We start from the raw sequence: 24341 nt of genomic DNA, 5'->3' as shown, positions 1-24341 counted from the left end.
GAGAAAGTATGCCTGATTCGACACCGGCGAAGGGCTTGGATTGCGATCTTCTGGTCTTCGATCTCGATGGAACCCTCATCGATTCACAGCAGGACCTGTCCAATTCCGTCAATGCAACACTCGCTTACCTTCAGCGGCCTGCGCTTCATGACAAGCGCATCGCTGAATTCATCGGCGATGGCGCAGCGATGCTGGTACGAAGGGCTCTTGAAGCGACAGGCGACGCGAGTGACAGCGTGATGGCGGAAGCGCTGCCTTTCTTCCTGGACTACTATCGTTCCCACAATCTGGACTTTACCTTCGCCTATCCCGGGGTGATCGCGGAACTGCAGCGGATCCAACAGGTCGCACCGACACTTCCAATGGCGATCCTGACGAATAAGCCCTTCCGTCCTTCCAGGATCATCTGTGACGGACTGGGCCTTTCCCCGTTCTTCTTTCAGAATTACGGCGGCGACAGCTTCCCACAGAAGAAGCCAGACCCGTTCGGCATGAACGCTCTTATCCGGGAGGCCACCGCCATGCTTGGTCGGCAGGTCATCGCGGAGCGAACCGTCTTGATCGGTGATTCGCATGTCGACGTGGAGACCGCTCGCAACGCCGGCGCACTCTGTCTCGGCTGCAGCTACGGTCTTGCCCCGGAGCGCCTGCGAGAGGCAAGACCCGACCATATCGTCGATAGTCCGACAGAGTGGATCAGCGGCTTACGGACGCTTCTGCTTTAGCCTTCGGCAGGCGCCGCTTCCCGCTCCTGCCGGATGGAGGCGCCACTTACCTCGGCGCCGGCGCCCGGGTGCAGACGGAAGTATGAGGGCATGCTGGCAGCTGCGAACACGGCCATCACAAAGAACGCCACTCGGAAATCAAAGGCACTCACACCACCGCGCAACGACGCGCTGATATGCAGGGCAAGAGCTGCGACTGCGACACCCAGGCTCGTCGTCAGTTGATTGATTGTGGTCGTCAGCGTAGTCCCGCTGGCCTTCAGATTGTTGGGCAGATCGGCGTAGCCGATAGTCGTCAGCGAGGTCAGTTCCATCGAGCGGCCAAGTCCGCCAAGAAACAGGACGCCCAGCATCAGTAATCTCGGACTGTCCGCGCGAAGCCAGCCGCAAGCTGCCAACAACACGACCGTGAAGAAGCCGTTCACGATCAGCACCTGGCGGAACCCATAGCGTCGCAGCAGCGGTGCCGTCAGCGGCTTCATCGCCAGATTGCCCGCGAATACCGCCATGGTCAGCGAACCGGACTGCAGCGGATTTAAACCGAACGCTTCCTGGAAGAGCAACGGCAACAAGAACGGGACTGAGTAGACGGCCATACGGAAGAGTGAACCGGGGCCGTTGTTTACACGGAAAGTATCGATCCGCCAGACTTCCATCCGGAAGAGTGGCTCGCGTGCAGTCCGCATCCAACGCACCATGCCCACGGAGAGTCCCGCGGCAAGTGCGCCGACGACCAGCAGTTTCACCAACGGCAGCGGCGTAGCCTGCATGGATTCGAGCAGGTACATCAGACAGAACGAAGCACCGCCCGCAAGCAGAAAGCCTGGCAAGTCGAAGGACTCGCGACGTGTCTCTCCGTCAGGCGGCACGATCTTCATCACCAGGCCAAAGAGCACCACACCGATCGGGACATTCAGCAGGAACATCCACGGCCAGCTCGCAAAGCTGAGGATCCAACCGCCAACGGGTGGTCCCAGGATGGGTGCCACCAGTGCAGGCCAGATCGTATAGGCGATCGCCTTCATTAACTGGGCCTGCGTGGAGGCACGCAACACCATGAGCCGGCCCACCGGCACCATCATCGAACCACCGATCCCCTGCAGTACGCGTGAAGCCGTAAAGAGCGGCAGCGTGTGGCTCATGCCACACAGCGCGGACGCAACCGTAAAAATCAGGATGGCTGAAGCGAAGACACGGCGTTCGCCGAAACGCGTCGCAATCCATCCGCTCACAGGGATGAAGATTGCCAATGTCAGCAGGTATGCCGTAATTCCGACATTCACCGCAATGGCGGACGTCCCGAAGTCACGCGCCATGGTGGGCAGACCGGTCGCGATGATCGTCGCGTCAAGGTTCTCCATGAAGAGAGCACCCGCTGCCAGCAGCGCGACGGCGAGCGCGTGGCCGCGGAGGGTTGACGGATCGGTCGCCTTCTCTGAAGTTTTCAAGACTCAAGTTTACCCAACGATTTTTCTTGCCTGCAGGCTCCGGCGGTGTTCTATTGGATACCCATAGGATCTCATGTTGTTTCACCATAGGAGACGCGTTATGGGCGATCGCACCGACATCTGGCAGGGCACCCTGAGTCTCATGGTCCTCAAGACGCTGCAGTCCGTGGGAGCGCAGCACGGTTACGGGATTGCGCGCAGGATTGAGCAGACCAGTGGCGACCTGCTCGCGCTGAATTACGGAACGCTCTACCCCGCCCTCGTGAAGCTTGAGCAGGAGGGCTACGTCGAGACCGAGTGGGGCAGCTCGGACAACAACCGGCGAGCCAAGTTCTATCGCATCACCCGCGCAGGTCACCGACGGATCGCCAGCGAAACCAAGAGCTGGCAGCAGACCAGCGAGATCATGGCGCGCTTTCTTGCGCTGGAGAGCGCACGATGATCGCCGCCGTCCGTTCCTTTTTCGCGCGTGTCTGCGGCCTTTGGTCTGCGCCAAGCCACGAGGCGGAGATGCAGGAAGAACTGCAGCATGACCTGGCCCTGATGATTCAGGACGGCGAACAGCGTGGTCTGCCGAATACTGAGGCACGGCGCCAGGCACTCATCCAGCTTGGCGGCCTGGAACAGACCATGCAAGCCGTCCGCAATCGCCGCACGCTACCGGCGCTGGAGGAGGCCGTGCAGGATATCCGCTTTGCCCTTCGGCAACTACTCCGCCGCCCCGGCTTCACGCTCACCGCAATTCTGACGCTCACACTCGGCTTCGGTGCCAGCCTTGCCATCTTCGCATTTGTCGACGCCGCCGTGCTTCGCCCACTGCCCTACTTCGAACCGCAACGCCTCGCATGGGTGACGGAGGAAATCCGTCAAATGGGCCCGGCGAACCTGTCGTGGCAGGATTACCTCGACTGGAAGCAACAATCCCACTCCTTTCAGGCCTTCGATGTGTGGCGTTATGCCGGCTATCAAATACGGTCCGGCAGCACACTCACGCCCACACCTGCCATCCGTGTCAGCAGCGGCTTCCTGTCGACACTCGGTGTTCGCCCTGAGCTTGGGTGAGATCTCAATGCTGCGGACAACCTGCGGGGCGCACCAAGGGTCGTCCTGCTTACCCACGATGTCTGGCGGCAGCAGTTCAATGCCGACCCAAACCTATTGAATCAATCGATTCAGATGGAGGGCGAGAGTTACACCGTTATCGGCATCTTGCCCGCAGGCTTCCAGTTCGCACCACGAGGGCGCTTGGGCGTCATCAGCCCGATCCAACCCTTCGACGGGATCTGCGAAGACCGACGCAGCTGCCATTCCCTGAATGGCGTCGCGCGTATGCTGCCCGGCGTCACGATCGCGCAGGCGGATGCCGACGTGAAGCGCATCGCAACTCTCCTGCAGGCACAGTACCCCGAGACCAATCGGGGGCAGGGTGGCGTCGCGAAGCCATTGTCTGAGGAGGTGATCGGCAAGATTCGGCCCGTGCTCTACACGTTGCTTACCGCCGCTCTGCTGCTCTGCGCGATTGCCTGCATCAACGTAGCCGGTCTGCTGCTCGCGCGTTCTGAAAGTCGTCGACGTGAATTCGCACTTCGTGCAGCGCTAGGCGCTACGCAGGCACGCATGCTCCGTCAGTTCACGGTGGAAAGTGGCATGCTCGTTGTCACGGGCCTTGTTCTGGGTATCGCAGCGGCGGGCGGCGCCATCCGCCTCCTGATGCTGTTGCTCCCGGACCAGATGCGGAGCCGTATGCCGTTCTTCGATGCAGTCGGTCTCAGCGCGCATACAATCCTTTTCGCGTGTGCCGAAGCCGTGGTTGCTGCGTTGCTCTTCGCACTGGTCCCCGCGCTGCGACTTTCTCTGAAAAGCCTGCAACGGAACATGGCCGAAGGCAGCGCAGGTGCAGGCAGCCTCAGCTGGAGGCGTCTTGGGTCCATGCTCGTCATGGTAGAAATTGCCACTGCTGTCGTACTGCTCGTCGGTGCCGGTATGCTCGCGCGAAGCCTCATCAATCTCCTGCACACTGACCTTGCCTTCGATCCAGCGCATCTCGTCACGCTCAGCGTCGGGATTCCCGCAAAGATCTATCCGACGGATGTCGCACAGCTTGCCATCGAGCGACGTGTCATGGACGAGCTTCGGGCGCTGCCCGGCGTCACCGCCGGTGGCTTCGGCAGTGTGCTTCCCGTCAGCTTCAACGGCAATACCGACTGGATCCGCTTTCCAGGGCGCCCCTACGACAGGACACACATCGAAATCAACGCTCGCAGTGCATCTCCTGAGTACTTCCAGACGCTCCGTGTCCCGCTGCTGCACGGCCGATTCTTCAACGATGACGACAACGCCGGCAAGCCCCTTGTGGCTATCGTGAACCGTCGTTTCGCAGAGGTGTATTTCCCCGGCGAGAACCCTCTTGGAAAGACCTTTGGTGATACCAGCCTCAGTCCCAAGTCCATCAAGACGATCGTCGGCGTTGTAGACAATCTGCATGAGGCCGCACTCGACGACGAGATGTGGCCTGCCGCTTACTATGCGGCCTATCAGTCCATAGATGCCCCGGCCATTGCGCTGCGCGTTTCGGGCGACGAACGAGCCGTGCTGGAATCGGCGGCGCGGACGGTTCATTCGATAAGTCCGGATCTCGTCGCTTCCGACATCATGACTATGACAGATCACATCGAGAGCTCTCAGAGCGCCATACTGCACCGCGGTGCAGCGTGGCTCTCCGGCGCCTTCGCGCTGCTCGCGTTGCTTTTGTGTGGGGTCGGACTTTATGGCGTCGTCAGTTACTCTGTCTCACTCCGCACTCGCGAGATCGGCGTGCGCATGGCGTTGGGAGCGCCGCGCAAGCGCATTTATGCTCTGGTATTGACGGAGGCTGGCAAATTAAGCCTCGCAGGCACTGCCATCGGGATCGCCCTGGCACTGCTCTCCGCAACCTTGCTGCGAGGCATCCTCTTCCACGTCGCACGCTTCGACGTTGCAACGCTCGCCGTGGTCAGTATGTTGCTCGCACTCTGTTCCCTGGGAGCCTGCATGATCCCGGCACGCCGCGCAGCGCTCGCCAATCCCACCGACGCATTACGTGCCGATTAAGCTGCGGTCGCGATCCGCATCGGCTGACGGTGCCAATAAGTCAGCGAACGCCACAGCCACTCAACCGGTCCGAATTGGAAGTAACGCAGCCAGATGGGACTCCAGATGAGGTTCAGGGTCCAGACGCTCGCGACCACGTAATACAGCTTGTAGTACTCCAGATATTGGTACCAGTGGGTCGGTCCCCACAGAAACAGGAACTGGCAGGTGATGCTGGTAAGCAGGTAGTTGCTCAGCGCCGTCTGCCCCACAGCAGCAATGCGCCTGGTGAGCCACTGGAGTGCGCCCGCCCGCAGGATAAGCAGAACGACAGAAGCGTTTGCCAGCGCTCCGCTGATGCGGCAAAGGTCATAAGGACCCATGAGCCAGGCCGTCGAGGACACGATTTCAAAACCGCCACGCCATGCCTGGATGACGCCGACAGTCGTGATTGGGATCGCGATGAGATAGCCGATGACCGCCGTCTTAACGTAGACGCTTGCAGGAAGCTGGTTCGTCAGGAAGCCATTCTTATACAGCGCCATGCCGACCATCATGAAGATCAACACGTCGAGGAAGCCAAAGTAGATGGCCTGCTCGCTTTGCAGCGATGACTTGGCGTCGGTCCCCTGCGCCTTCAGATAGCCGTGATGATCTGCGATGCTCTTCTCCACGTCGATGCGCAGAGGACGCCACCGTTTATCCTGCTCAACCTTGGAAACGATCGCACCGCGTTGTTTCTCTGTGAGTGTCTTTCCCTGATGCGCGGCTGCAACAGCCTCACGGCCAGCCTTCTCCGTGGAATAGGCACCCATCGTGCGGCCCACGCCTGCAATCAGGATCCACACCAGCAGCAGCCAGCCCGCAGCTTTCAGCAGCGTCTTTGGCGGCAGCTTGCGCATGGGATAGAGGAACAGCAGACCGGTGATGCCATACCAGAACAGAATGTCGCCGTTCCAGATAAGGAAGGCGTGAAGAAATCCGATCAGCACCAGCCACATGTTCCGCCGCATGAAGATGTCGGCGACACGGTCCCCGCCGCCGCGACGCTCTGCTCGGTCCGTCAGCAGCACTGCACCGGCGCCGAACAGCATGCTGAATAACGCTCGCATCTTTCCCTCAGCCAGGATCCAGCGCAACATCCAGACTGCGGTGTTCACTTTGGCGTGCGGTCCAGTAAAGGTCGGCAGCCAGGTTCCCAAGGGGATGAGGTACGACGTATAGGAGTAGGCAAAATCCGTGATGTTCATGATCAGGATGCCCATCAACGCAAAACCGCGCAGAACATCCAGGCTGTTGATGCGCTCCTGGCGAGCGACCGGGGCAAATTGCACTGGTTCCGGTGGTCCGGCAAGCTCTTCCGGCGTTCCCGCAGTCAGTGCTGCTTCGTCGAACGAAACCGATGTGCTCCCCATGAGCTACCCCGCAAAAGATGTTTTTGATGGGAACGGAAACAGACGCAGGCTACCACTCGTCGCCGCGTCCTCAAACAACATACGGAGCGATCTCGTTTCCGGTTCCCAAAGGCGAACAAAAGGTAAACTGTAAGGATGGATTTCCAGCTAGCGACCGACTACACACCGCAGGGCGACCAGCCACGCGCCATCGCAGAACTGACCGCCGGTTTGCGAGACGGCGAAAAACATCAGGTGCTGCTGGGCGTCACAGGCTCTGGCAAGACCTTCACCATGGCAAAGGTCATCGAAGCGGCAAACCGCCCCGCCATTGTGCTGGCACATAATAAGACGCTGGCGGCGCAGCTCTATCACGAGTTCAAACAGTTCTTCCCGAACAACGCCGTTGAATACTTCGTCAGCTACTACGACTACTACCAGCCCGAGGCTTACATTCCTTCGGGCGATCTGTACATCGAGAAAGAAGCGACGATCAACGAAGAGCTGGACAAGCTGCGGCTCTCCGCAACGCGTTCTCTCTTTGAACGTCGCGACTGCATCATCGTCTCGTCCGTGTCGTGCATCTACGGTCTCGGGTCTCCGGAAGCCTACTACGGCATGCTGATGCTGCTGGAGAAAGGTCAGAAGATCAAGCGAGAGGACATCACGCGTCGCCTGGTCGAAATCCTCTACGACCGCAACGACGGCGATTTCCGACGCGGCACCTTCCGCGTGCGCGGCGACGTCATCGAGGTCTTCCCCACCTATGACGAACTTGCCTACCGCATCGAGCTCTTCGGGGATGAGATCGACTCACTTTCGCAGATCGATCCACTCTTCGGTACGGTCAAGCAGAAGTACGCGCGCCTGCCCATCTATCCCAAGAGTCACTACGTCGTGCAGCCCGAACGCAAGTCCTCCGCGATCGACAGCATCGTCAGCGAGCTGGTCGAGTGGGAGGCGCAGCTTGAGAAGGAAGGCCGCATGGTGGAGGCGCAGCGTATCCACCAGCGCACCCGCTTCGACCTGGAAATGATCAAGTCCGTCGGCTACTGCCACGGCATCGAGAACTACTCGCGGCACTTCAGCCAGCGACTGCCGGGCGAGCCACCACCGACACTCTTCGACTACTTCCCCCGCGACTTCATGGTCTTCATCGATGAAAGCCACGTCACTGTTCCGCAGCTTCACGGGATGTGGCATGGCGATCGGTCGCGCAAGGGCAATCTCGTCGACTACGGCTTCCGCCTGCCGTCCGCGATGGACAATCGCCCGCTCAAATTCGACGAGTTCGAGACTCGAACCGGCCAGATCATCTATGTCAGCGCAACACCGGGCGCATATGAACTCACAAAGTCCGCAGGTGTCGTCACCGAGCAGATCATCCGTCCCACTGGCCTGGTCGACCCGCCGGTCGAAATCCGTCCCATCAAGGGCCAGATCGACGACCTGCTCGCCGAAATTCGTGATCGCGTCGAGAAGAACCAGCGCGTCCTAGTGACGACTCTGACCAAGCGCATGGCCGAGGATCTAAGCGGTTATTACACCGAGGTCGGTGTGAAGTGCCGCTACATGCACTCGGAAATTGAGACACTTGAACGCGTCAAACTGCTGCGCGACCTGCGCAAGGGTGAGTACGACGTGCTGATCGGCATCAACCTGCTGCGAGAGGGTCTCGACCTTCCAGAGGTCTCGCTCGTCGCGATTCTGGATGCCGATAAGGAAGGCTTTCTCCGCTCGCAGGGTTCTCTGATCCAGACCATTGGCCGTGCAGCGCGACATCTGGAAGGCCGGGCGATCCTGTATGCCGACGTTATGACGGACAGCATGCGTCGCGCGATTGATGAAACCGACCGACGCCGCGAGAAGCAGGTCGCCTATAACGAGGAGCACGGCATCACGCCCATGTCTGTCGTTCGTCCGATCGGAGAAGCGCTCGTCGGCATCGCAGAAGCTGACTACGTCGATGTGACAACCGACGACAATGTGGCCGACTTTCCGAATCAGCAGGCGCTGGACAAACACATCGCCGGCATGGAATCGGATATGCGCGAAGCCGCGAAGAACTTCGAGTTTGAGAAAGCTGCGAAGCTCCGCGACCAGATCAAGGAGATGCGTACGAAGGAGTTTTTCTTCTCGTAACGGGTGCGGCGCTGCCTAGCCGATGGTCGGCTCCGGCAGCGCGCACGTTACCTGCGGCAGATGCTCGAAGCCGGGTCGAGCGAAGTAATAACCCTGCTGGTAGACGACGCCCATATCGCGCAGTCGCAACGCCGTCTCGTAGGTTTCGACACCTTCTGCGATGGTGGTAATCCCGAGTTCGAAGCAGGCCTGCACAATCGCCTTCACGATGACCTGCGACGTCCGGTCAACATGCAGCCGGCTGATCAATGCCATATCCAGTTTGATGATGTCTGGCTGCAACTTGGACATCAGCTTCAGGCCCGAATAGCCTGCACCGAAGTCATCCATCGCGATCTTCACGCCACAGGCACGGTAGTCGTCCAGCACGCGCTTAAGCCCGTCGAAGTCACAAATCTCATCGTCCTCAACCAGTTCGATGATCATCCGGTTCAATGGGAAACCGACACTGACTGCCTCATCGCAGGTGAGCCGCAGATGACTGTTGGCGCTGATCGCTGCGTTCGGATTCACATTGACACAAAGACTTGGCAGCGGATCCTGCAGCAGACCCCACCGGATCGCGTCTGTCATCGCGCGCGAGCGGCAGGCCTTATCAAACAGATGGAAATTACGCGGCTGAACACGCGACAGGACCGAGTGCGCGCTCTCGCCCGCCTCCGAACGCACCAAGGCCTCGTATGCGAAGGTCGTTCCGTCCAGAACATTGACGATGGGTTGGAAAGCCATGGAGAAGCTTGGAATCTCACCCTTGATCAAGATGGGTTTTGGAGAACCACTCCGGAGCTTGCGCTCCTGCTCCCGAACCCAGAGCTGATATTCCACTTCCTGCATTGAACCCGGCCTTCCTCAAGACGCCTCCGCCCTGCCGCGGCGATGCGATCGCCACTGGCCGTGCGTTGACGCAATTTCTACATAGACCCGGGAGAGATCTGTCACCAAGACGAATGAGAGTTGCGGGGCTCTCCAAAACGCAATACAGCAACGACGCTCACCGGCGTCTATGCGCCAATGATACGCACAACAGAAGCGTCCTCCGTACACACTTAGTTGCATAGACATGCGAACAATCGTGTGACCGACGACGTTATGACCGTAGAATGTCACAGTTTTTGTCCCGCGACGTTATAAGTTCGTAGAGCTCACCAATATAACCATCGCAGGTATCTCCATCGATACATCACCGAAACGGTACGTCGATGTCGCCGAGGTTCGCTGCCCATCAAAGCGCATGAGGCGTTTCGTTTGCTGCGTCGCGTTCGGTAGCAGCTTGCTGCCGACAGGGATGCCCCATGCGCAGACACGCCTTGTCCTCGAACCCGGAAATACCCTCTCCACACTGGCGGGTAATGGCCAGGATTCCCACACTATCTCCGGCGCCGCTCCAGAGGTGGCGCTTGGCGCGCCGCGTGGTCTGGTCTATGACGGGGCGGGCAATTTGTACCTTGCGGACTCGCGCAACCACCAGATCGACCGGATAACTCCAGCCGGAGCGCTCACGGTATTTGCGGGGACAGGCATGCAGGGCTACCGAGGTGATGGCGGTCCAGCGATCTCTGCTGAGTTGAATGAGCCAACGGCGCTTGCACTCGCGTCCGATGGATCGCTCTTCCTCGCGGACAGTGGCAATCATTGCATCCGCCGCATCGTCAATGGCACCATCACGACCATCGCCGGAAACGGCACCGCCGGCTTCAGCGGTGATAGCGGCACGGCCACAGCCGCGCAACTCCGTTCCCCTGGCGGCCTCGCCTTTGGTGAAGATGGCATGCTTTATGTCGCGGACACTGGCAATCATCGCCTCCGCCGGGTCACATCCGATGGCGGAATCTCGACTGTTGCCGGTAACGGCGAAGAGGGAGACGCAGGTGACGGCGGTTCCGCACTGTCCGCTAGCTTCCGCTCGCCTGGATCGTTGCAGATGTTGCCCGATGGACGTCTGCTCATTGCCGATATGGGAGCGCGTCGCATTCGATTGCTGACAGACGGCACCATCGTCGCCTACACCACGGCTGCGAAAGTACGCAGACCCGAAGGCCTTGGTGCCGATATCTCTGGCAGTCTTTTGATCGCGGATGCCGGCACACAACAAGTCTCGCTGAGCGGGTTGGATGCATCCGGAGGGAGCGCATCCACAGCACTCGTGGGGAATGGAATCCAAGGCCTCGCCTCGGCCGGCGCTGCGACTGCCTCCGCGATGGACTCGCCCTCCGCAGCCGTTGAGGACAGTAATGGAAACGTCGTCATTAGCGACCGGCGTAATCACCAGGTGCTACGACTGGCTCTGGCAGCACTGGCCTTCGGCGATGTTCCAGCGGGCCTGTCTTCGGCAGCACAAACGCTTACCCTGGAGAACGAGAGCCCGACCGAACTGACCGTTGCTGCCGTGCAGTTACCCTCAGGCTTCACGATTGCCACAAGTGAATCCACCTGCGGCGTCGCCCCCTTCTCCCTTCAACCCGCCGGCAGTTGTGGCATCGAGATAGCCTTCTCACCGATCGCCCAGGGCGCGCAGACAGCATTCCTCCACCTGCAACTCACAGGCGAACCGCAGGCCAATGTTCGACTCACAGGCAATGGCACAGCCCCGGGATCATTAGCCCCCAGCACCACCACGCTCACCAGCAATGGAAGCATCAGCTACGCTGGGTCTCCCGTTGAATTCGCGACCAATGTCAGCGGAACATTGGGCACCATCCCGAAAGGCAGCGTCACCTTTTTCGACGGGGACGTTCCTCTTACGACCGTCGCCCTGGCCGTCGGGTCAGCGACACTTTCGACCACTGCCATGCAGACCGGCCTGCATACACTCCACGTTACATACAGTGGAGATTCCTCGTACGCAGCAAGCAGATCGCAAAGCATCACACAGACCGTTGTGCCTGCGCCGGACTTCACCATCTCCAGCGCCAGTAGTTACAGTGCGAAGGCCGGCGGAAGCCTCTCGATTCCTCTGTCGATCCTGCCCGTGAATGGCACGCTGAATCACACCTTGACACTTAGTGTCAGTGGGCTGCCTGCCGGCGCCACGGCGACCTTCATGCCATCGATCCTGACCCTGGGCGGTGATCCCGCGAATGTATCACTCGCCATCACCATACCCATCTCTCTCGCTCACAAGGAGTCATCTGGCAGCAGCATCATGCTGGCGTGCTGCGTCGCAGGCATCTTCCTTCTCGGCCCGCTCTGGCGGCTGCGCGGCAGATCCCATGCACTGCATTTGATTACGCTGATTCTTGTCGGCACCGTACTCTCATTGGCGATCACGGGCTGTGGCGGTTTTCGAGTGGCGGCAATCAGCTCAGGCACAGGCACCACGACAAAGACTTTTCACTACACCACCATCGTGACCGCCGTTACGACCGGCGTCATGGGAGATGCCTTGACGCATACCGCAACCATTGATCTCGTCGTGACCCAGTGATGCGTCGAGCAGCATCAGGAAATCGCGCGCGCGTCCTAGGCGTGTTGGCGCTCTCCCTGCTCACCGTCACGTTGCACGCGCAGACACGCCAGGGACAAGCGTCCGACATCCCAGTGGCTCTTCGCTTCGTTGCGACCGAGGCAAATGCCCCTCCGGGTAGCTGTGGATGTTTTTGGCTCAAAGGTGGCGCGATCGACGCTGCGCTGCCGCTACATCGAAGACTCTTAGCAGAGGTGGAACTGGCAGCTTCCACAGTCGACCGCGTGCCTGCGACCACGCGCGGCCTCAGCGAGATCACACTGCTGGCCGGCCCTCGCTACACGGTGCCGCTACATCACGCGACCGCAAGCGCGCATGCCCTCTTCGGAGCAGTTCGTGGCTTCGACGCCGACTTCGTCCTGAGAGCAAATCGTGCGGACACCTCGACGAACTTCGCGATGGCCTTTGGAGGAGCGCTGGAACTACCGCTGAGCCGTTCCTTCAGCCTGCGTGTTGCGGAGGTGGATTTCATACAAACCAATCTGCCGAACGGCGCGAACAACCGCCAGCGCAACATCCGAATGGGTGCAGGGATTGTCTTCCATGTGACGCTGCCGACCGGTCGCTAGCGACGCGCGCGAAAAAACTGCTGCAGCATCGTGGAGCAGTCCTCTGCCAGCAGCCCCGGTGAGACTTCCACACGATGATTCAGCCTGGGATGATTCATTACATCCAGCACCGAGCCGCACGCGCCTGCCTTCGGATCGGACGCGGCGTAGATTAACCGGCCGACTCGGGCATGCAGAATCGCACCGGCGCACATGGAACATGGCTCAAGCGTCACAACGAGCGTGCAGCCGCTCAGACGATAGTTCTGCAGGTGCTGCGCCGCCGCGCGCATGGCGACAATCTCTGCATGCGCCGTAGGATCACTGTCGCGAATGACCCGATTATTCCCACGGCCAATGATCTCACCATCCAGCAGAACTACCGCGCCAACAGGCACTTCGTCCTCGGCCGAGGCGGCGTGCGCCTCGGCGATCGCAGCGTGCATGGCTTCCAGATCCGTCACACCTTGAGTTTACTTTGCGGCCGGAACAGCCGGCGTGGTCCCGGCTCCGCTCCCATCAGTCGAAGCCATATCTTTTAGATAAGCAGCGCTTAGGGATTTCTTTGCCTGCGCGATGGGCAGCAGCGTTGGGTAAAACTGCACGAAGGTCGTGTCGCTGGCCGCATGTTCTTCGTGGCAGGTATAGCAGCTTGCCGGCTTCGGGATCAGACGCTCCTCGCCATCCTTGCCCCGGATGTAGAAGACCCACTCATTGTTGATCTTCGCGTGGATCTCAAGGCCGCTGACGTCGTGGCCCTGCGTACGGCCACCCTTGTTGATCGAAACATTCGGCTCGCCGATGCGGTTCTCAAGGATCATGGTCGTCTTGTCTGGCCAGGTGCCGGTCTGCTTGTAGACCTTGTAAGCCTCCGGATTGACGAATACGTTGTCGAAGACCGACTTCTTGTCCGCGGTCAGGCCCACTGCACCCGCCTGCGCGTACGTCATATCCATGCCGCTGGTTAGGAAGATCCACTCACGATAGTCGGCAGGCACCGCCATGGTGGCAGGTGCTGCCGGTTTGTCTGCGGCTTTCACCGGATGCGCTGCAACCGCAGCGATTAGAAGCGTGGAGACGGTAACGGCTACGGCAATGGTCTTTAGCACGGGTGGGAACCTCGGGTACAAATCTGGACTGCGGCGGGGGGACGAGTCCAGCTTACATACGCGGGGCGTGCGTGCGAAGTTCCTTCTTAGGCAGGTTCCTGCTGCGTCATGCAATGCAGAGCGCCCAGACCCCATATGAAGTCGCCGCAGTGAATGCCGATCACCTTGCGCGTTGGAAACTGCTCGGCAAGAATGTTGAGCGCAATGCGATCGTTCGCATCGTTGAACGTCGGCACCAGCACCAGTTCGTTCGCGATGTAGAAATTTGCGTAGCTCGCGGGCAGGCGCTCACCATCGAAGACAACGGGAGACGGCATCGGCAGTTCCACGATCCTGTAGGGCTGGCCATTGGGCTGTTTGAAGTCGCGCAGCCGTTCCAGATTCTCCGCCAGCGGCAGGTGGTTCTCGTCTGCCGTGTTGTGTTCCGCCGCCGCAACGATAGTGTCGATCGCCGTGAAGCGAGCGATGTCATCCACGTGGCCATGAGTATCGTCGCCTGCGCAGCCACGGTTCAGCCACAACACCTGGTTGACGCCCAGATACCGCTGGAATACATCCTCCAGCTGTTCGCGCGATACGCCAGGGTTTCGCTGCTGCACCTCGCTCAGCAGGCACTCCTCCGTCGTCAGCATGGCACCCGCACCATTCACATCGATGGAGCCGCCTTCAAGCACGACCCGGTGCTCCGTGCCGTCGGCCAGCGTAATCATCGGGTCGAAGCGATGCAATCCCTGCAGCTTCGCCACATGCTCGGGGATCTGATCGTCATTGCGCCAGTTGGGATACTTCGCCCACGCGTTGAACTTCCAATTGGTCACGGCAAGTTCGTCGCCGTTCTTCACAAAGATTGGCCCACTGTCACGCAGCCAGATGCGGTCGGTCCTCCAAAGGTGGAAGTGAAGCCGAGCCAGGTTTGCACCGGCACGAGTCAGGATGCGTGTCGCAACCTTCTGCGCGCGCTCATCATTGATGAGGATGTTGACCTCTTCCACCTGGGAGAGCTGCCGCACGATCTCTGAATACACCCACGGGACGGGCTGGAAACGGCCAGGCCAATCCTGCGCGTTATGTGGCCAGGCAATCCATGTGGAGGTGTGTGTGTCCCACTCTGCGGGCATGCGATAGTTCGTAGCGTTCGTCATCTATTGAGCCGTGTAAAACGTGTAGGTAGCCTGGTAGGGGACGCTGATGGTGCTGCCGATGTTCTGAGCTCCACAAACGTTCGCGGACTGCGGTATGCCGCCCTGCGTGTCCGAACGGCGGACAAAGGTCACACCGCTCAGCGCACCGGTCACGCCGGGACTGCTCGCTTCGAGCAAGAGCCACGGAATCGTGTCTGCGGAAGGCCGCTGCTGCAGCACCTTGCCTGTGACGACGCTGCCGTCGTTCCAGGTCCACGTCGGTCCCTTTGTGTGCTTACCAACCGGCTGGTGTGTCTGTGTGTCGATCAAGTCAGCCTGTGGCTCCTGCAACGCCCACTTGCCGTCCTCGCCACATGCGTAGATCTGCAGCCCAACACCGAGCACGGTGTAGCGGACCTTGGCTGTCGCAGGCGGTTCCGTGACATCCTGTGCGTGCGCAACCATCGCGAACAGCGGAAGCAGTGCAAGTAGCTTCATCGTCATCGTCAACCCCTCAGATCAAGAAGCGCTTCGTGACGCCCTCGTAAGCATCGATGCGGCGATCACGCAGGAAGGGCCAGTGCTGACGCGTGATCTCGACCTGCGCCGGATCGATGTCCGCGTAAAGGATCTCTTCCTTGTCGTGCAAAGCCTTCGCAACAATGCGTCCGAATGGATCGGCAATGAAACTGCCTCCCCAGAACTCAAGCCCTGCGCCCTCGGGCCCTGGCATATCCACGCCGTTGTGGACGACATCGCCATGCTCAAATCCCACGCGATTCACGGCGCACACCCACACACCGTTGCTGATCGCGTGCGCGCGCTGCGTGGTTTGCCATGCGTCGTACTGCGCTTCGCCGTACTCTTCTTTCTCGCTCGGGTGCCAGCCAATTGCCGTCGGGAAAAATAGCGTCTCCGCCCCCTTCAGCGCGGTGATGCGGGCACCTTCCGGATACCACTGATCCCAGCAGACAAGTGTGCCGATCTTACCCGCGGTAGACGAAAACGCCTTGAAGCCAAGATCGCCTGGCGTGAAGTAGAACTTCTCGTAATAAAGCGGGTCGTCGGGAATATGCATCTTCCGATAGACATCACCAATGCTGCCATCGCGCTCGATAGTGACCGCTGTGTTGTGATAAAGCCCGGGTGCCCGCCGCTCAAACAACGATGCAATGATGACAATATTGTGTTCCTTCGCGACGGCGCAGAGGCGTTCGGTCGACGGCCCGGGGATCGACTCCGCCGTTGCGAACAGCGCATGATCCTCACGCTGGCAGAAGTACTGAGCGCGGAACAACTCCGGCAGGCAGACCAAGTCTGCGCCATTCTTCGCGGCCTCCGTGACGAGTTCCGCGGCGTGCTCGAGATTCTTCCCCGTGTCGGGGACGCAGCTCATCTGGATGAGCGCAATCTTCGTCTTCTTCATTCCTGATCCTTTCAACTGCTGCGGCTACGCTTGCCGTCTGAAGTGTGCCGTACCTACCGGTTTCTCCCGGTTACCTACTTGGAAGTGAAGATCCATCACCAACTCCCCCTCCGAATTTATTCCGAGCGTCTCGCGAAACGCCGGCGCGCCGTCACAGTGGCCGATACCTTCAAGCACTTGACCGCTGCGCCTGTAGGCCTTTTCATCTGCGATGACCGTGCCCGTAAGGGGGTAGAAAGTGCCATCAACCTGCGCGTTCACTTCTACCAGAATGCTGTTGTCCTCACATTGAATCTCTTCACGGACATGGATCCAATCGCCATGTACTTCAATCCTCTGCAACCAACCCCGGAGTGGCTCCGAATTGAGACGCGAGGTAGCGGGTGCAAACACCCAGATACCCGCGAGCTGCTCCAGCCGGAACTCTGCCATGTCTATCGCATGATGTCGCAGATATCCGCCGCAAGCTGGTCGACGCGGGCAATGTCCGTATCCCACGCAAACATAAAGCGAGCACTGCCGCCGATGAAGGTGTAGAACCGCCAGCCGCGTTCCCGAAGCTGGTTCAGCCGTTCCTCATCACTCATCAGGAACACGGCGTTTGCCTCCGTCGGGTACATGATGCTGCCCTTTGTAATGCCTGCAATGCCGTCGCGCAGTCGCTTCGCACAGGCGTTTGCGTGTTGAGCGTTCCGCTGCCAGGCGCCACTCTCCAGCATGCCTACCCACGGCGAGGATAGAAAGCGCATCTTGCTGGCAAGCTGCCCTGCCTGCTTGCAGCGGTAATCGAAGTCCTGCGCCAGTGTGTGGTCGAAAAAGACAATGGCCTCGCCGATCGCCATGCCGTTCTTCGTCCCACCAAAGCACAGCACCTCGATGCCGGCCTTCCACGTCATCTCGGCCGGCGTGCAGCCTACTGCCGCCACGGCATTCGCGAAACGTGCGCCATCCATGTGCAGGTGCAGTTTCAATTCACGGCACGTCGCGCTCAGCGCAGACAGCTCCTCAACGGAGTACACGCGCCCCGTCTCCGTGGACTGCGTGATGGTGACTGCCTTCGGCTTCGGAAAGTGGATGTCATTGCGCGAAGTCGCCATCGTGCGGATCGCCTCTGACGTCATCTTGCCGTCGACTGTCGGGGCCGTCAGCAGCTTGCTGCCGTTGGAGAAGAACTCGGGTGCACCGCACTCGTCGGTCTCAACGTGTGCAGACTGCGCACAGATAACCGAGTGGTAGCTCTGGCAGAGCGCCGCCAGCGACAGCGAATTCGCTGCGGTGCCATTGAAGGCGAAAAAGACCTCGCACTCCGTTTCAAAGAGGTCGCGGAACAGGTCCGACGCACGCTGCGTCCACGGATCATCTCCGTAGGCGGTTGCATGGCCCTGATTGGCTTCCGCCATTGCTGCCCAGGCCTCCGGGCAGATGCCGGAGTAGTTGTCGCTGGCGAACTGTTGCGAATTGTCTGTGCTGATGTGAGTCATTGCTTCCTGATTGGATGTTTCAGGAGCAGCGACGCTTCTCCCACACTCCATCTTAGCTTTGACTGGACGCCAGTCGCTGCCACGCCCGTCCGCTATCCGCGCGAAATGCTTCGGCCGAAAGCTGAAGGCGGTTCCATGCCAATTTTCTGATATTTTTTAGGGGAGGCATGGCCATGGGCCGCCGCCTCGATCCGCTTCTCACTGCTTTCTCAAAATCCAGGTTTGATACCCGCGCAGGCTGCCGTGCAGCGCCGCGTCGTACCCGCTAAGGAGTCGTATGTCAGGCAATTACCGCGATTTTCTCGAACTGTCGTATGAAGAGCTCGAAGATCTGAACCTCGCCGCAAAGGACCAGCGCAAGCAGCGCGTGGCCATCGGCAAGATCCAGGAAGAGCGGTTGAAGTACCTGACCGACACCAAGGGCATCAAGGCCGTCACCGTAGTCTTCAGCGATCTCGAAGGCCGCATGCACATGCTGGACTATGACAAGAAGTTCCTGGTCAACAGCTATGACAACCTGACCTTTGACGGCTCGTCCATCCGCGGCTTTACAGCACAGAAGGAATCCGATCTGCGCCTGGGGCTGGACTGGAACGCCTTCTACTGGACACCTGCAGACGTCTTCGGCTCCGGCAAGGTCATGATCTTCGGTGAAGTCATCGACAAAACCGGCGGCCCCTACAGCGCCGATCTTCGCGGCATCCTGAAGCAGTACGCCAACAAGCAGTACGACGAGAAGGGCTACACCCTGAACGCCGCGAACGAAGTCGAAGGCTTCCTCTTCGAAGGCGTTGACGCTGAGCGCTCGTTCCACAAGACCGGTTCGTTCGAGTACGTCAACGGCGGTGGCTATTACAATTCCCTGCCCGGCGATCCACTCCGCGAGTTCATCGACACCGCTGCCGAAGTGCAGCGCGCCATGGGCTTCGAGAACGAGAAGGACCATCCGGAAGTTGCTCCCTCGCAGTTCGAGATCAACTACACGTACGGCGACGTCGTCTCGGCGGCTGACCAGATCCAGCTCTACAAGCTGATCTGTCGCCAGGTGGCCACGCAGATGGGCATGACCGCCAGCTTCCTGCCCAAGCCCGTTACGGGCGTCAACGGCAGCGGCATGCACACCAACGTGTCGATCACCAAGGACAAGAAAAACCTCTTCTACGACAAGTCCGGCGAGGAAGGCATGTCGCCCCTGGCATGGAGCTTCATCGACAAGATCCTGACGCACGGGAACGACATCTGCCTGCTGCTGAACTCGTCGGTCAACGCGTACCGCCGTCTCGACCCGCACTTCGAAGCACCGAACCAGATCAAGGCTTCGGCCACCGATCGTGGCTCGATGGTTCGTATTCCCATCGGCAATGAGAAGTCGGCCCGTGTTGAGGTCCGTTCCGTCGGTCCCGATGCGAACCCCTACGCCGTGTTGTACTCGGTCTTCAAGACCGGTATCGACGGTCAGGTTGGTCAGATCGACAACCTGCGCCAGGCGTCGCGTTACCTGCCGGACAACGTCTACACGGCCATCGAGAATTTCCGCAGCGCAGAGTGGACCACCACGCTGCTGGGTGCGGACGTCAAGGAGCGCTTCGCAGAACTGAAGCAGGCTTCGGCCGACCGCTGCCCGCGCCTGCTGGGAACTGTGGTCAAGGGACCGGAAGTTCAGTTCCACCACGAGATCTACAACCAGCTCCTGTGGGGCCAGTTCTAGGTCTCCGCTTTAGCGAATCAGGGCAGGATGGGCACCTTCGGGTGCCCATCCTCTTTTGCGGCTCGCAACGCCCTTCCCATTCCTGCATCTCACCTCAGCATGAGCGACGGTAAACTCGCAGGAAAAGTAGCACTCGTTACAGGTTCTTCGTCCGGCATCGGCCAGGGCATCGCGATCCGCATGGCGAAGGACGGCGCGGACGTCGTCGTCAACTACAGCGGCCACATCGAGGGCGCGCAGGAGACCCAGAGCCAGATTCAGGCTCTGGGCCGCAAAGCGATCATCGTCCACGCAGACGTTTCAAAGGTCGCCGACTGCCAGGCGGTGGTGCAGGCCGGCTGGGACCAATTGGGCAAGGTCGACATCCTGGTGAACAACGCGGGCGTCGAGAAGGGCTCGGAGTTCGTCGATGTCACCGAAGCCGACTACGACCTGGTGCTCGACATCAACCTGAAAGGGCCGTTCTTCACCACGCAGGCCTTCGTGAAACACCTGCTGGATGCCAAGCTGCCCGGTCGCGTCCTGAACATCTCCTCTGTGCACGAAGACATGGTCTTTCCCCACTTTGCCAGCTACTGTGCCTCCAAGGGCGGGATCCGGATGCTGATGCGCGACCTGGCTGTCGAGCTCGGCCCCAAAAACATCACCGTCAACAACATCGCACCCGGCGCAATCATCACGCCCATAAACAAGTCCCTGCTGGATGACAAGGCGAAGCTTGATCCCCTGCTCGCCAACATCCCGCTGGGACGGATGGGCACAGTGGACGATGTTGCGGCATTGGCCTGCTTCCTGGCGAGCGACGATGCCGCCTACGTGACCGGCTCGACCTACTTCGTCGACGGCGGCCTGATCCGCAACTATCACGAGCAATAGTCCGGAAAGGTAGAATAGAACCATGGATTTGAAGGTCTATACCGCCTCATGGTGCCGCGACTGTTTCGTCGCAAAGCGCTTTCTCCAACAGCACAGCATTCCGTTCACCGAAGTCGACATCGAGAAGACACCCGGTGCGGTCGATGCCCTGCTGCAGAACGTCGGCAAGAAGGCCATCCCGCAATTCGTCATCGACGGCAAGTGGGTCCAGCCCTACAAGCCCGGCCAGGGCTTCCTCTACGAGGAAATGTCCGCCCTGCTTGGCGTCGCAACCACGTAATCGGCGAATCCAGACTGTCGGGATCCGACGCTTCTACCAGCCAGGAGGCACCCCGTCGCGGGTGCCTCTTTCGCACGTCTGAGAGAAATCTGTCCGATGTCTTGATCGCTGATCCAGACCCGCGACTTCCCAGAACGTTGAGGTCGTAACCCGGGTTCAACGAGGCGGGCTGAAGGCCCGCCTCACTTTGTAGACAATCCCCCGGTTTGGGCTCCGGCTCCAGGCAAGGCGGGCTGAAGGCCCGCGACTTCCTAAAACGTCTGATGTCATAACTCGCGTTCAACGAGGCGGGCTGAAAGCCCGCGACTTCCTAGCCCAGGGCAACGCCCTGGGTTAACGTGGCATTCCGATGCTGCGGGCTGTAGGCCCGCGACTAAATGTCAGACGCCTCGGGATCCTGCATTGTGCAGAGCACTTTGTCGCGGGTCTTCAGCCCACCATGGTTCACACATTCAAAACCCAGGCTTCGCCCAGGGCTAGGAAGGCGCGGACCTTTGGCTCGCCGCACTACCGGAAATGGTGCACTTTGTCGTGTGCTGCCGTATGGCGCCGGCACTGGTCGAAAACCTTCCCGCCCTTTAAATCGCCGACTAACTCCGTTGATACCGATTGAGAACATCGTCCAACGTCAAAACGCCCTCGATGACCCCGCGAATGGCGCGATTTGAGATGGGCAGCAGCGGCCAGGCATTGAAGAACGGCAAAGCGTTGGAGAGTGGCTGGTCCGGAAACAGGAGCGGTGTCCGCGCCGACCCAACACTCTGCTCCAGCGTCTTTTCCCCTGCGCCTTCCCGGTCCCCTGCCGCGTTCGTCAGCATCTGCTGGAGTTCTGCCTGGGTTGCCGCATACCAGCCATCGCTGCACTGGATCAGCACCGCCGCTGCTTCGCCAATCTCGCGATTGTTTTGAATCGTCTTCGCCAGCTCGTAGAGCTTTTCTCCACCGGGCAGAATGGGCGCATTCGAAGGCCTCAAAGCGTCTTCGAAGTGCAGCTGCGAGTCCTCGCGTTCCTCTTCCATCGATGGCAGGTAGAGGCCGTCCTGGTGCGTGAAGAGTTCGAGGATCGGCACCGGTTGCAGCGACCGTGAAATGAGATAGGCGATGGTGTTTGCAAGAATCACCGGCAGAATGACCGAATAGTTCCCGCTCATCTCCAGGATCATGAAGACCGACGTCAGCGGCACCCGAATGAACGCCGCGAAGAACACGCCCATGCCCACGAGAGCATAGGAACCGACGGAACCCGTCAGCGACGGGAAGAGACCATGCTCAATGGTGCCAACCACGGAGCCCAGCATGGCACCAAGGAACAGCGCAGTCGCGAACAGACCTCCGGGGGCGCCGGAGGAAAACGAGACCGTTGAAGCCACCAGCTTCAATCCGGCCAGCAGGAGCAGGAAGCCGATGGTGTACTGCGCATGCATCGCCGCGTCCATTGCGCCGTAGCCCACGCCCAGGACCTGCGGCACACCGAAATACGCGATTCCGCCGACAAATAATCCGGCCAGCGCGGGCATGAACATCTGGCGGTTCGCGGACTGGCCCCGAAGCCGTGGACGAAGGTAAGCCAGTGCCTTGGTCAGTGCCAGCGATGCGAACCCACCGACAACGCCAAGCACTGCGTACGCCAGCAGCTCTCGCGGATCGCGCAGCGTCACGGGCGGAATGCGGAACATGGGCTGCGGTCCCCAGAACCACCGCGCCACAACAACCGCGGACACCGCCGAGAGCACGATCGATCCTAGGATCGCCGCCGTCCACTGTCCGATAACCTCCTCAATGACCAGCAGAACAGCAGAGATGGGCGCATTAAACGCAGCAGCAAGTCCCGCAGCAGCACCCACCGGCGCGAAGAGCCGCATCCGTTCGCGCGACAAGCCCATATAGCGACCGATCCGCGAAGCAACGCCAGCACCAAAGTGCAGCGAAGGATCCTCCGGCCCGAGTGACTGTCCGGAGCCGATGGACAGCGCGGCCAGCAGGAATTTACCGATCATCGTCTTGGTGGAGATATAGCCGTTGTGGATGTACAGCGCGGCCTTCGTCTGGTTCACACCCGATCCGCGCACGTCCGGAAAGACGTAGCGAATCATGACGCCGAGGACGATCCCGACCACGCCCGGAACGATGACCAGTCGCAATTGATGTGCCGCAGGCGCCGAACCCTGAAGCAGTACCGTAAGCCACTCAATGGCCATGCGAAACGAAACGACGACCAGGCCGGAGATGATGCCAATAAAGATCGACAGCAGAAGGAAAAGCCGCTCCTCACGCATGGGAGAAGATTCGGCCCGTGTCTCCGTGTTGTTCGAAATTAGTGCGGGGGTGTGACTCATCCCTGAGGGGCTCCAATGCGGGTCAAGGGATGGTCCAGCAAGTGGAGCAGCAGCGCGTCATCACCCTTGGGCGCGCCACAGGCTTTTGCGGTAGCCGTCTCGGTCTGAAAGATCAGATTCCCGTATTGGGCCTGCAGGTCGTCGTCATGACGCAGTGCAGCCCGGTTGTGGACCGTGTCGAGTGACTTCCATTGCGCCTGCAAAGGGGGCAAACTCGGATCGGCGCACATTTTGAATCGATTCATAGCGATCCTGACATCGCTCAAAAGGTGCGAAACGCGCAGAGTTGGCGCGGCATCGGGCGAAAAAGCAAGTTCCACAAGTCGTGCCGCATCCTCGTGCAGACCACTTAGCCGATCGTGCTGCTCCGAGGTCCAGTTCTTTGACCGCAAGGCCTTCTCCAACGACTCCTCGGCACACGCGTAGTCTCCGGCCCGGAAGCAGAGCTCACCGGCCTTCGCCTGGGCCGTCGCCCCCAGATCCCCCGCCTCAGCGTTGCGATAAGCAGTCAGCGCATCCTTGTTATCACCGGCGGACTCAAGGACCTCAGCAATCGAAAGCTGGGTGGCCGGGTCTGGATTATTGCCGGCGGCTATCAGCAACTCAGCCTGTGCTGCCAATGGCTCACCGTGCTCCACCAGATAGCGCGACATCTCCAGGCGCGTGTCCCTCCGCCTTGCCGGCGCATCCCCTGCCCATGTCCCGAAGACCGCCGCACGGTAGTAGTCGATCGCCTGCAGAGCGCGGCCTCGCGACCGCTCCAAGCGCGCCAATTGAAGGTTGATCGGGCCATCGCCCGGACGCGACTGCCACAGATTCAGGAAGTAGGTCTCCGCCTCGTTCACATGCCCGCCCGCAGCGAGTGCATCGGCCAGCGCAAGCTGATTCTCATAGTCATCCGGACGGTAGGAGAGCGAGACACGAAGTGCGGTCACGGCCTGCTCCGCATGCCCGTGTTGCATGGCGTCGCGCCCCCGCTGCGCCCATCGCGTAGCGAGTTGTTCACGGCGCGATTCGAAGGAACGGAAGAGGAAGGTCGTAACTCCGCTCAGGGCAACGGCAACCAGCGTCAGCATGAGGAACTTCAGGCCGTCGCGAATCATCAATCTGCGCCGCGAAGCCTGTGCCGGCGTCGGCGGCAGCGATGCGGCGGCTTGGCTACTTCCAGCTTCCATTAGACTTAAGTCTATCGCGTCACTGCAGTCCTACCTCGCC

At 60.0% G+C, this 24341-nt stretch carries 21 protein-coding genes and 1 pseudogene; 10 read left to right on the top strand and 12 right to left on the bottom strand.

Annotated features, from left to right (window positions below):
• The first annotated feature begins 8 nt into the window (after positions 1-8).
• On the top strand, positions 9-725 hold the full coding sequence (locus tag BLW03_RS19685) for an HAD family hydrolase (RefSeq protein WP_074655663.1): 717 nt from the start codon (positions 9-11) through the stop codon (positions 723-725).
• On the opposite strand, the gene BLW03_RS19680 is transcribed toward BLW03_RS19685, so the two are convergent.
• Positions 722-2173 (bottom strand): MFS transporter, encoded by a 1452-nt coding sequence (locus BLW03_RS19680; protein WP_074655662.1) that lies wholly within the window; start codon positions 2171-2173, stop codon positions 722-724. The two genes, BLW03_RS19685 and BLW03_RS19680, sit on opposite strands and share 4 nt — an antisense overlap.
• A 100-nt stretch (positions 2174-2273) precedes the next feature.
• On the opposite strand from BLW03_RS19680, the gene BLW03_RS19675 reads away from it, so the two are divergent.
• The 3 genes and pseudogenes from BLW03_RS19675 to BLW03_RS19670 all read left to right on the top strand — a co-directional run.
• Positions 2274-2615: a PadR family transcriptional regulator gene (locus tag BLW03_RS19675; protein ID WP_074655661.1), complete on the top strand. Its 342-nt coding sequence runs from the start codon at positions 2274-2276 to the stop codon at positions 2613-2615.
• A complete protein-coding gene (locus BLW03_RS20230; protein WP_083350673.1) occupies positions 2612-3235 on the top strand; it encodes a permease prefix domain 1-containing protein in 624 nt (207 codons plus the stop codon). The genes BLW03_RS19675 and BLW03_RS20230 overlap by 4 nt, the downstream gene beginning before the upstream one ends.
• 15 nt (positions 3236-3250) lie before the next feature.
• Positions 3251-5263, top strand: a pseudogene (locus tag BLW03_RS19670) (ADOP family duplicated permease); the annotation flags it as partial.
• Here BLW03_RS19670 and BLW03_RS19665 read toward each other — a convergent pair.
• Positions 5260-6657 carry a DUF418 domain-containing protein gene (locus tag BLW03_RS19665; protein WP_074655660.1) on the bottom strand — a complete coding sequence of 466 codons (1398 nt, stop codon included), beginning with the start codon at positions 6655-6657 and terminating at the stop codon, positions 5260-5262. The pseudogene BLW03_RS19670 and the gene BLW03_RS19665 overlap by 4 nt on opposite strands.
• 135 nt (positions 6658-6792) lie before the next feature.
• On the opposite strand from BLW03_RS19665, the gene uvrB reads away from it, so the two are divergent.
• Positions 6793-8778: an excinuclease ABC subunit UvrB gene (uvrB, locus tag BLW03_RS19660; RefSeq protein WP_074655659.1), complete on the top strand. Its 1986-nt coding sequence runs from the start codon at positions 6793-6795 to the stop codon at positions 8776-8778.
• Positions 8779-8793: 15 nt separating this feature from the next.
• Here uvrB and BLW03_RS19655 read toward each other — a convergent pair whose 3' ends face one another.
• Entirely contained in the window at positions 8794-9612 is an 819-nt protein-coding gene (locus tag BLW03_RS19655; protein ID WP_083350671.1) for an EAL domain-containing protein, read from the bottom strand.
• A 397-nt stretch (positions 9613-10009) separates the two neighbouring features.
• On the opposite strand from BLW03_RS19655, the gene BLW03_RS19650 reads away from it, so the two are divergent.
• Both BLW03_RS19650 and BLW03_RS19645 read left to right on the top strand, forming a co-directional pair.
• Positions 10010-12202: an NHL domain-containing protein gene (locus BLW03_RS19650; protein WP_083350670.1), complete on the top strand. Its 2193-nt coding sequence runs from the start codon at positions 10010-10012 to the stop codon at positions 12200-12202.
• The gene (locus BLW03_RS19645) at positions 12202-12810 is read left to right on the top strand and encodes a hypothetical protein (RefSeq protein ID WP_074655657.1); all 609 of its coding nucleotides are present in this window, start codon (positions 12202-12204) and stop codon (positions 12808-12810) included. Before BLW03_RS19650 ends, BLW03_RS19645 begins: the two co-directional genes overlap by 1 nt.
• On the opposite strand, the gene tadA is transcribed toward BLW03_RS19645, so the two are convergent.
• The 7 genes from tadA to BLW03_RS19610 form a co-directional block, all read right to left on the bottom strand.
• Positions 12807-13235: a tRNA adenosine(34) deaminase TadA gene (gene tadA / locus BLW03_RS19640; protein ID WP_074656178.1), complete on the bottom strand. Its 429-nt coding sequence runs from the start codon at positions 13233-13235 to the stop codon at positions 12807-12809. The two genes, BLW03_RS19645 and tadA, sit on opposite strands and share 4 nt — an antisense overlap.
• 27 nt (positions 13236-13262) lie before the next feature.
• Entirely contained in the window at positions 13263-13898 is a 636-nt protein-coding gene (locus BLW03_RS19635; protein WP_074655656.1) for a cytochrome P460 family protein, read from the bottom strand.
• Positions 13899-13984: 86 nt separating this feature from the next.
• On the bottom strand, positions 13985-15040 hold the full coding sequence (locus BLW03_RS19630) for an agmatine deiminase family protein (protein WP_074655655.1): 1056 nt from the start codon (positions 15038-15040) through the stop codon (positions 13985-13987).
• Entirely contained in the window at positions 15041-15523 is a 483-nt protein-coding gene (locus tag BLW03_RS19625) for a DUF3455 domain-containing protein (RefSeq protein ID WP_074655654.1), read from the bottom strand. It lies immediately after the preceding gene.
• A 10-nt stretch (positions 15524-15533) separates the two neighbouring features.
• On the bottom strand, positions 15534-16445 hold the full coding sequence (locus BLW03_RS19620; protein WP_074655653.1) for a carbon-nitrogen hydrolase: 912 nt from the start codon (positions 16443-16445) through the stop codon (positions 15534-15536).
• A 24-nt stretch (positions 16446-16469) separates the two neighbouring features.
• Complete coding sequence (locus BLW03_RS19615) at positions 16470-16877, bottom strand: hypothetical protein (protein WP_074655652.1); 408 nt, start codon at positions 16875-16877, stop codon at positions 16470-16472.
• Positions 16878-16879: 2 nt separating this feature from the next.
• Positions 16880-17926, bottom strand: a complete 1047-nt coding sequence (locus tag BLW03_RS19610; RefSeq protein WP_074655651.1) for a threonine aldolase family protein — start codon at positions 17924-17926, stop codon at positions 16880-16882.
• Between the two features lie 277 nt (positions 17927-18203).
• On the opposite strand from BLW03_RS19610, the gene BLW03_RS19605 reads away from it, so the two are divergent.
• The 3 genes from BLW03_RS19605 (at position 18204) to BLW03_RS19595 (ending at position 20790) form a co-directional block, all read left to right on the top strand.
• Positions 18204-19634: a glutamine synthetase family protein gene (locus BLW03_RS19605; protein WP_074655650.1), complete on the top strand. Its 1431-nt coding sequence runs from the start codon at positions 18204-18206 to the stop codon at positions 19632-19634.
• Between the two features lie 99 nt (positions 19635-19733).
• Complete coding sequence (locus BLW03_RS19600) at positions 19734-20510, top strand: SDR family NAD(P)-dependent oxidoreductase (protein ID WP_074655649.1); 777 nt, start codon at positions 19734-19736, stop codon at positions 20508-20510.
• Between the two features lie 22 nt (positions 20511-20532).
• Positions 20533-20790, top strand: a complete 258-nt coding sequence (locus BLW03_RS19595) for a glutaredoxin family protein (protein ID WP_074655648.1) — start codon at positions 20533-20535, stop codon at positions 20788-20790.
• Between the two features lie 590 nt (positions 20791-21380).
• On the opposite strand, the gene BLW03_RS19590 is transcribed toward BLW03_RS19595, so the two are convergent.
• Both BLW03_RS19590 and BLW03_RS20930 read right to left on the bottom strand, forming a co-directional pair.
• Positions 21381-23126, bottom strand: coding sequence for a chloride channel protein (locus BLW03_RS19590; protein ID WP_074655647.1), 1746 nt, complete (start codon positions 23124-23126; stop codon positions 21381-21383).
• Positions 23123-24301 (bottom strand): tetratricopeptide repeat protein, encoded by a 1179-nt coding sequence (locus BLW03_RS20930; protein WP_074655646.1) that lies wholly within the window; start codon positions 24299-24301, stop codon positions 23123-23125. The genes BLW03_RS19590 and BLW03_RS20930 overlap by 4 nt, the downstream gene beginning before the upstream one ends.
• Positions 24302-24341 lie beyond the last annotated feature (40 nt).

This window comes from Terriglobus roseus, assembly GCF_900105625.1.
GTDB classification, from domain to species: Bacteria; Acidobacteriota; Terriglobia; order Terriglobales; family Acidobacteriaceae; genus Terriglobus; species Terriglobus roseus_B.
This window is presented reverse-complemented; position numbering and strand designations above follow the sequence as displayed.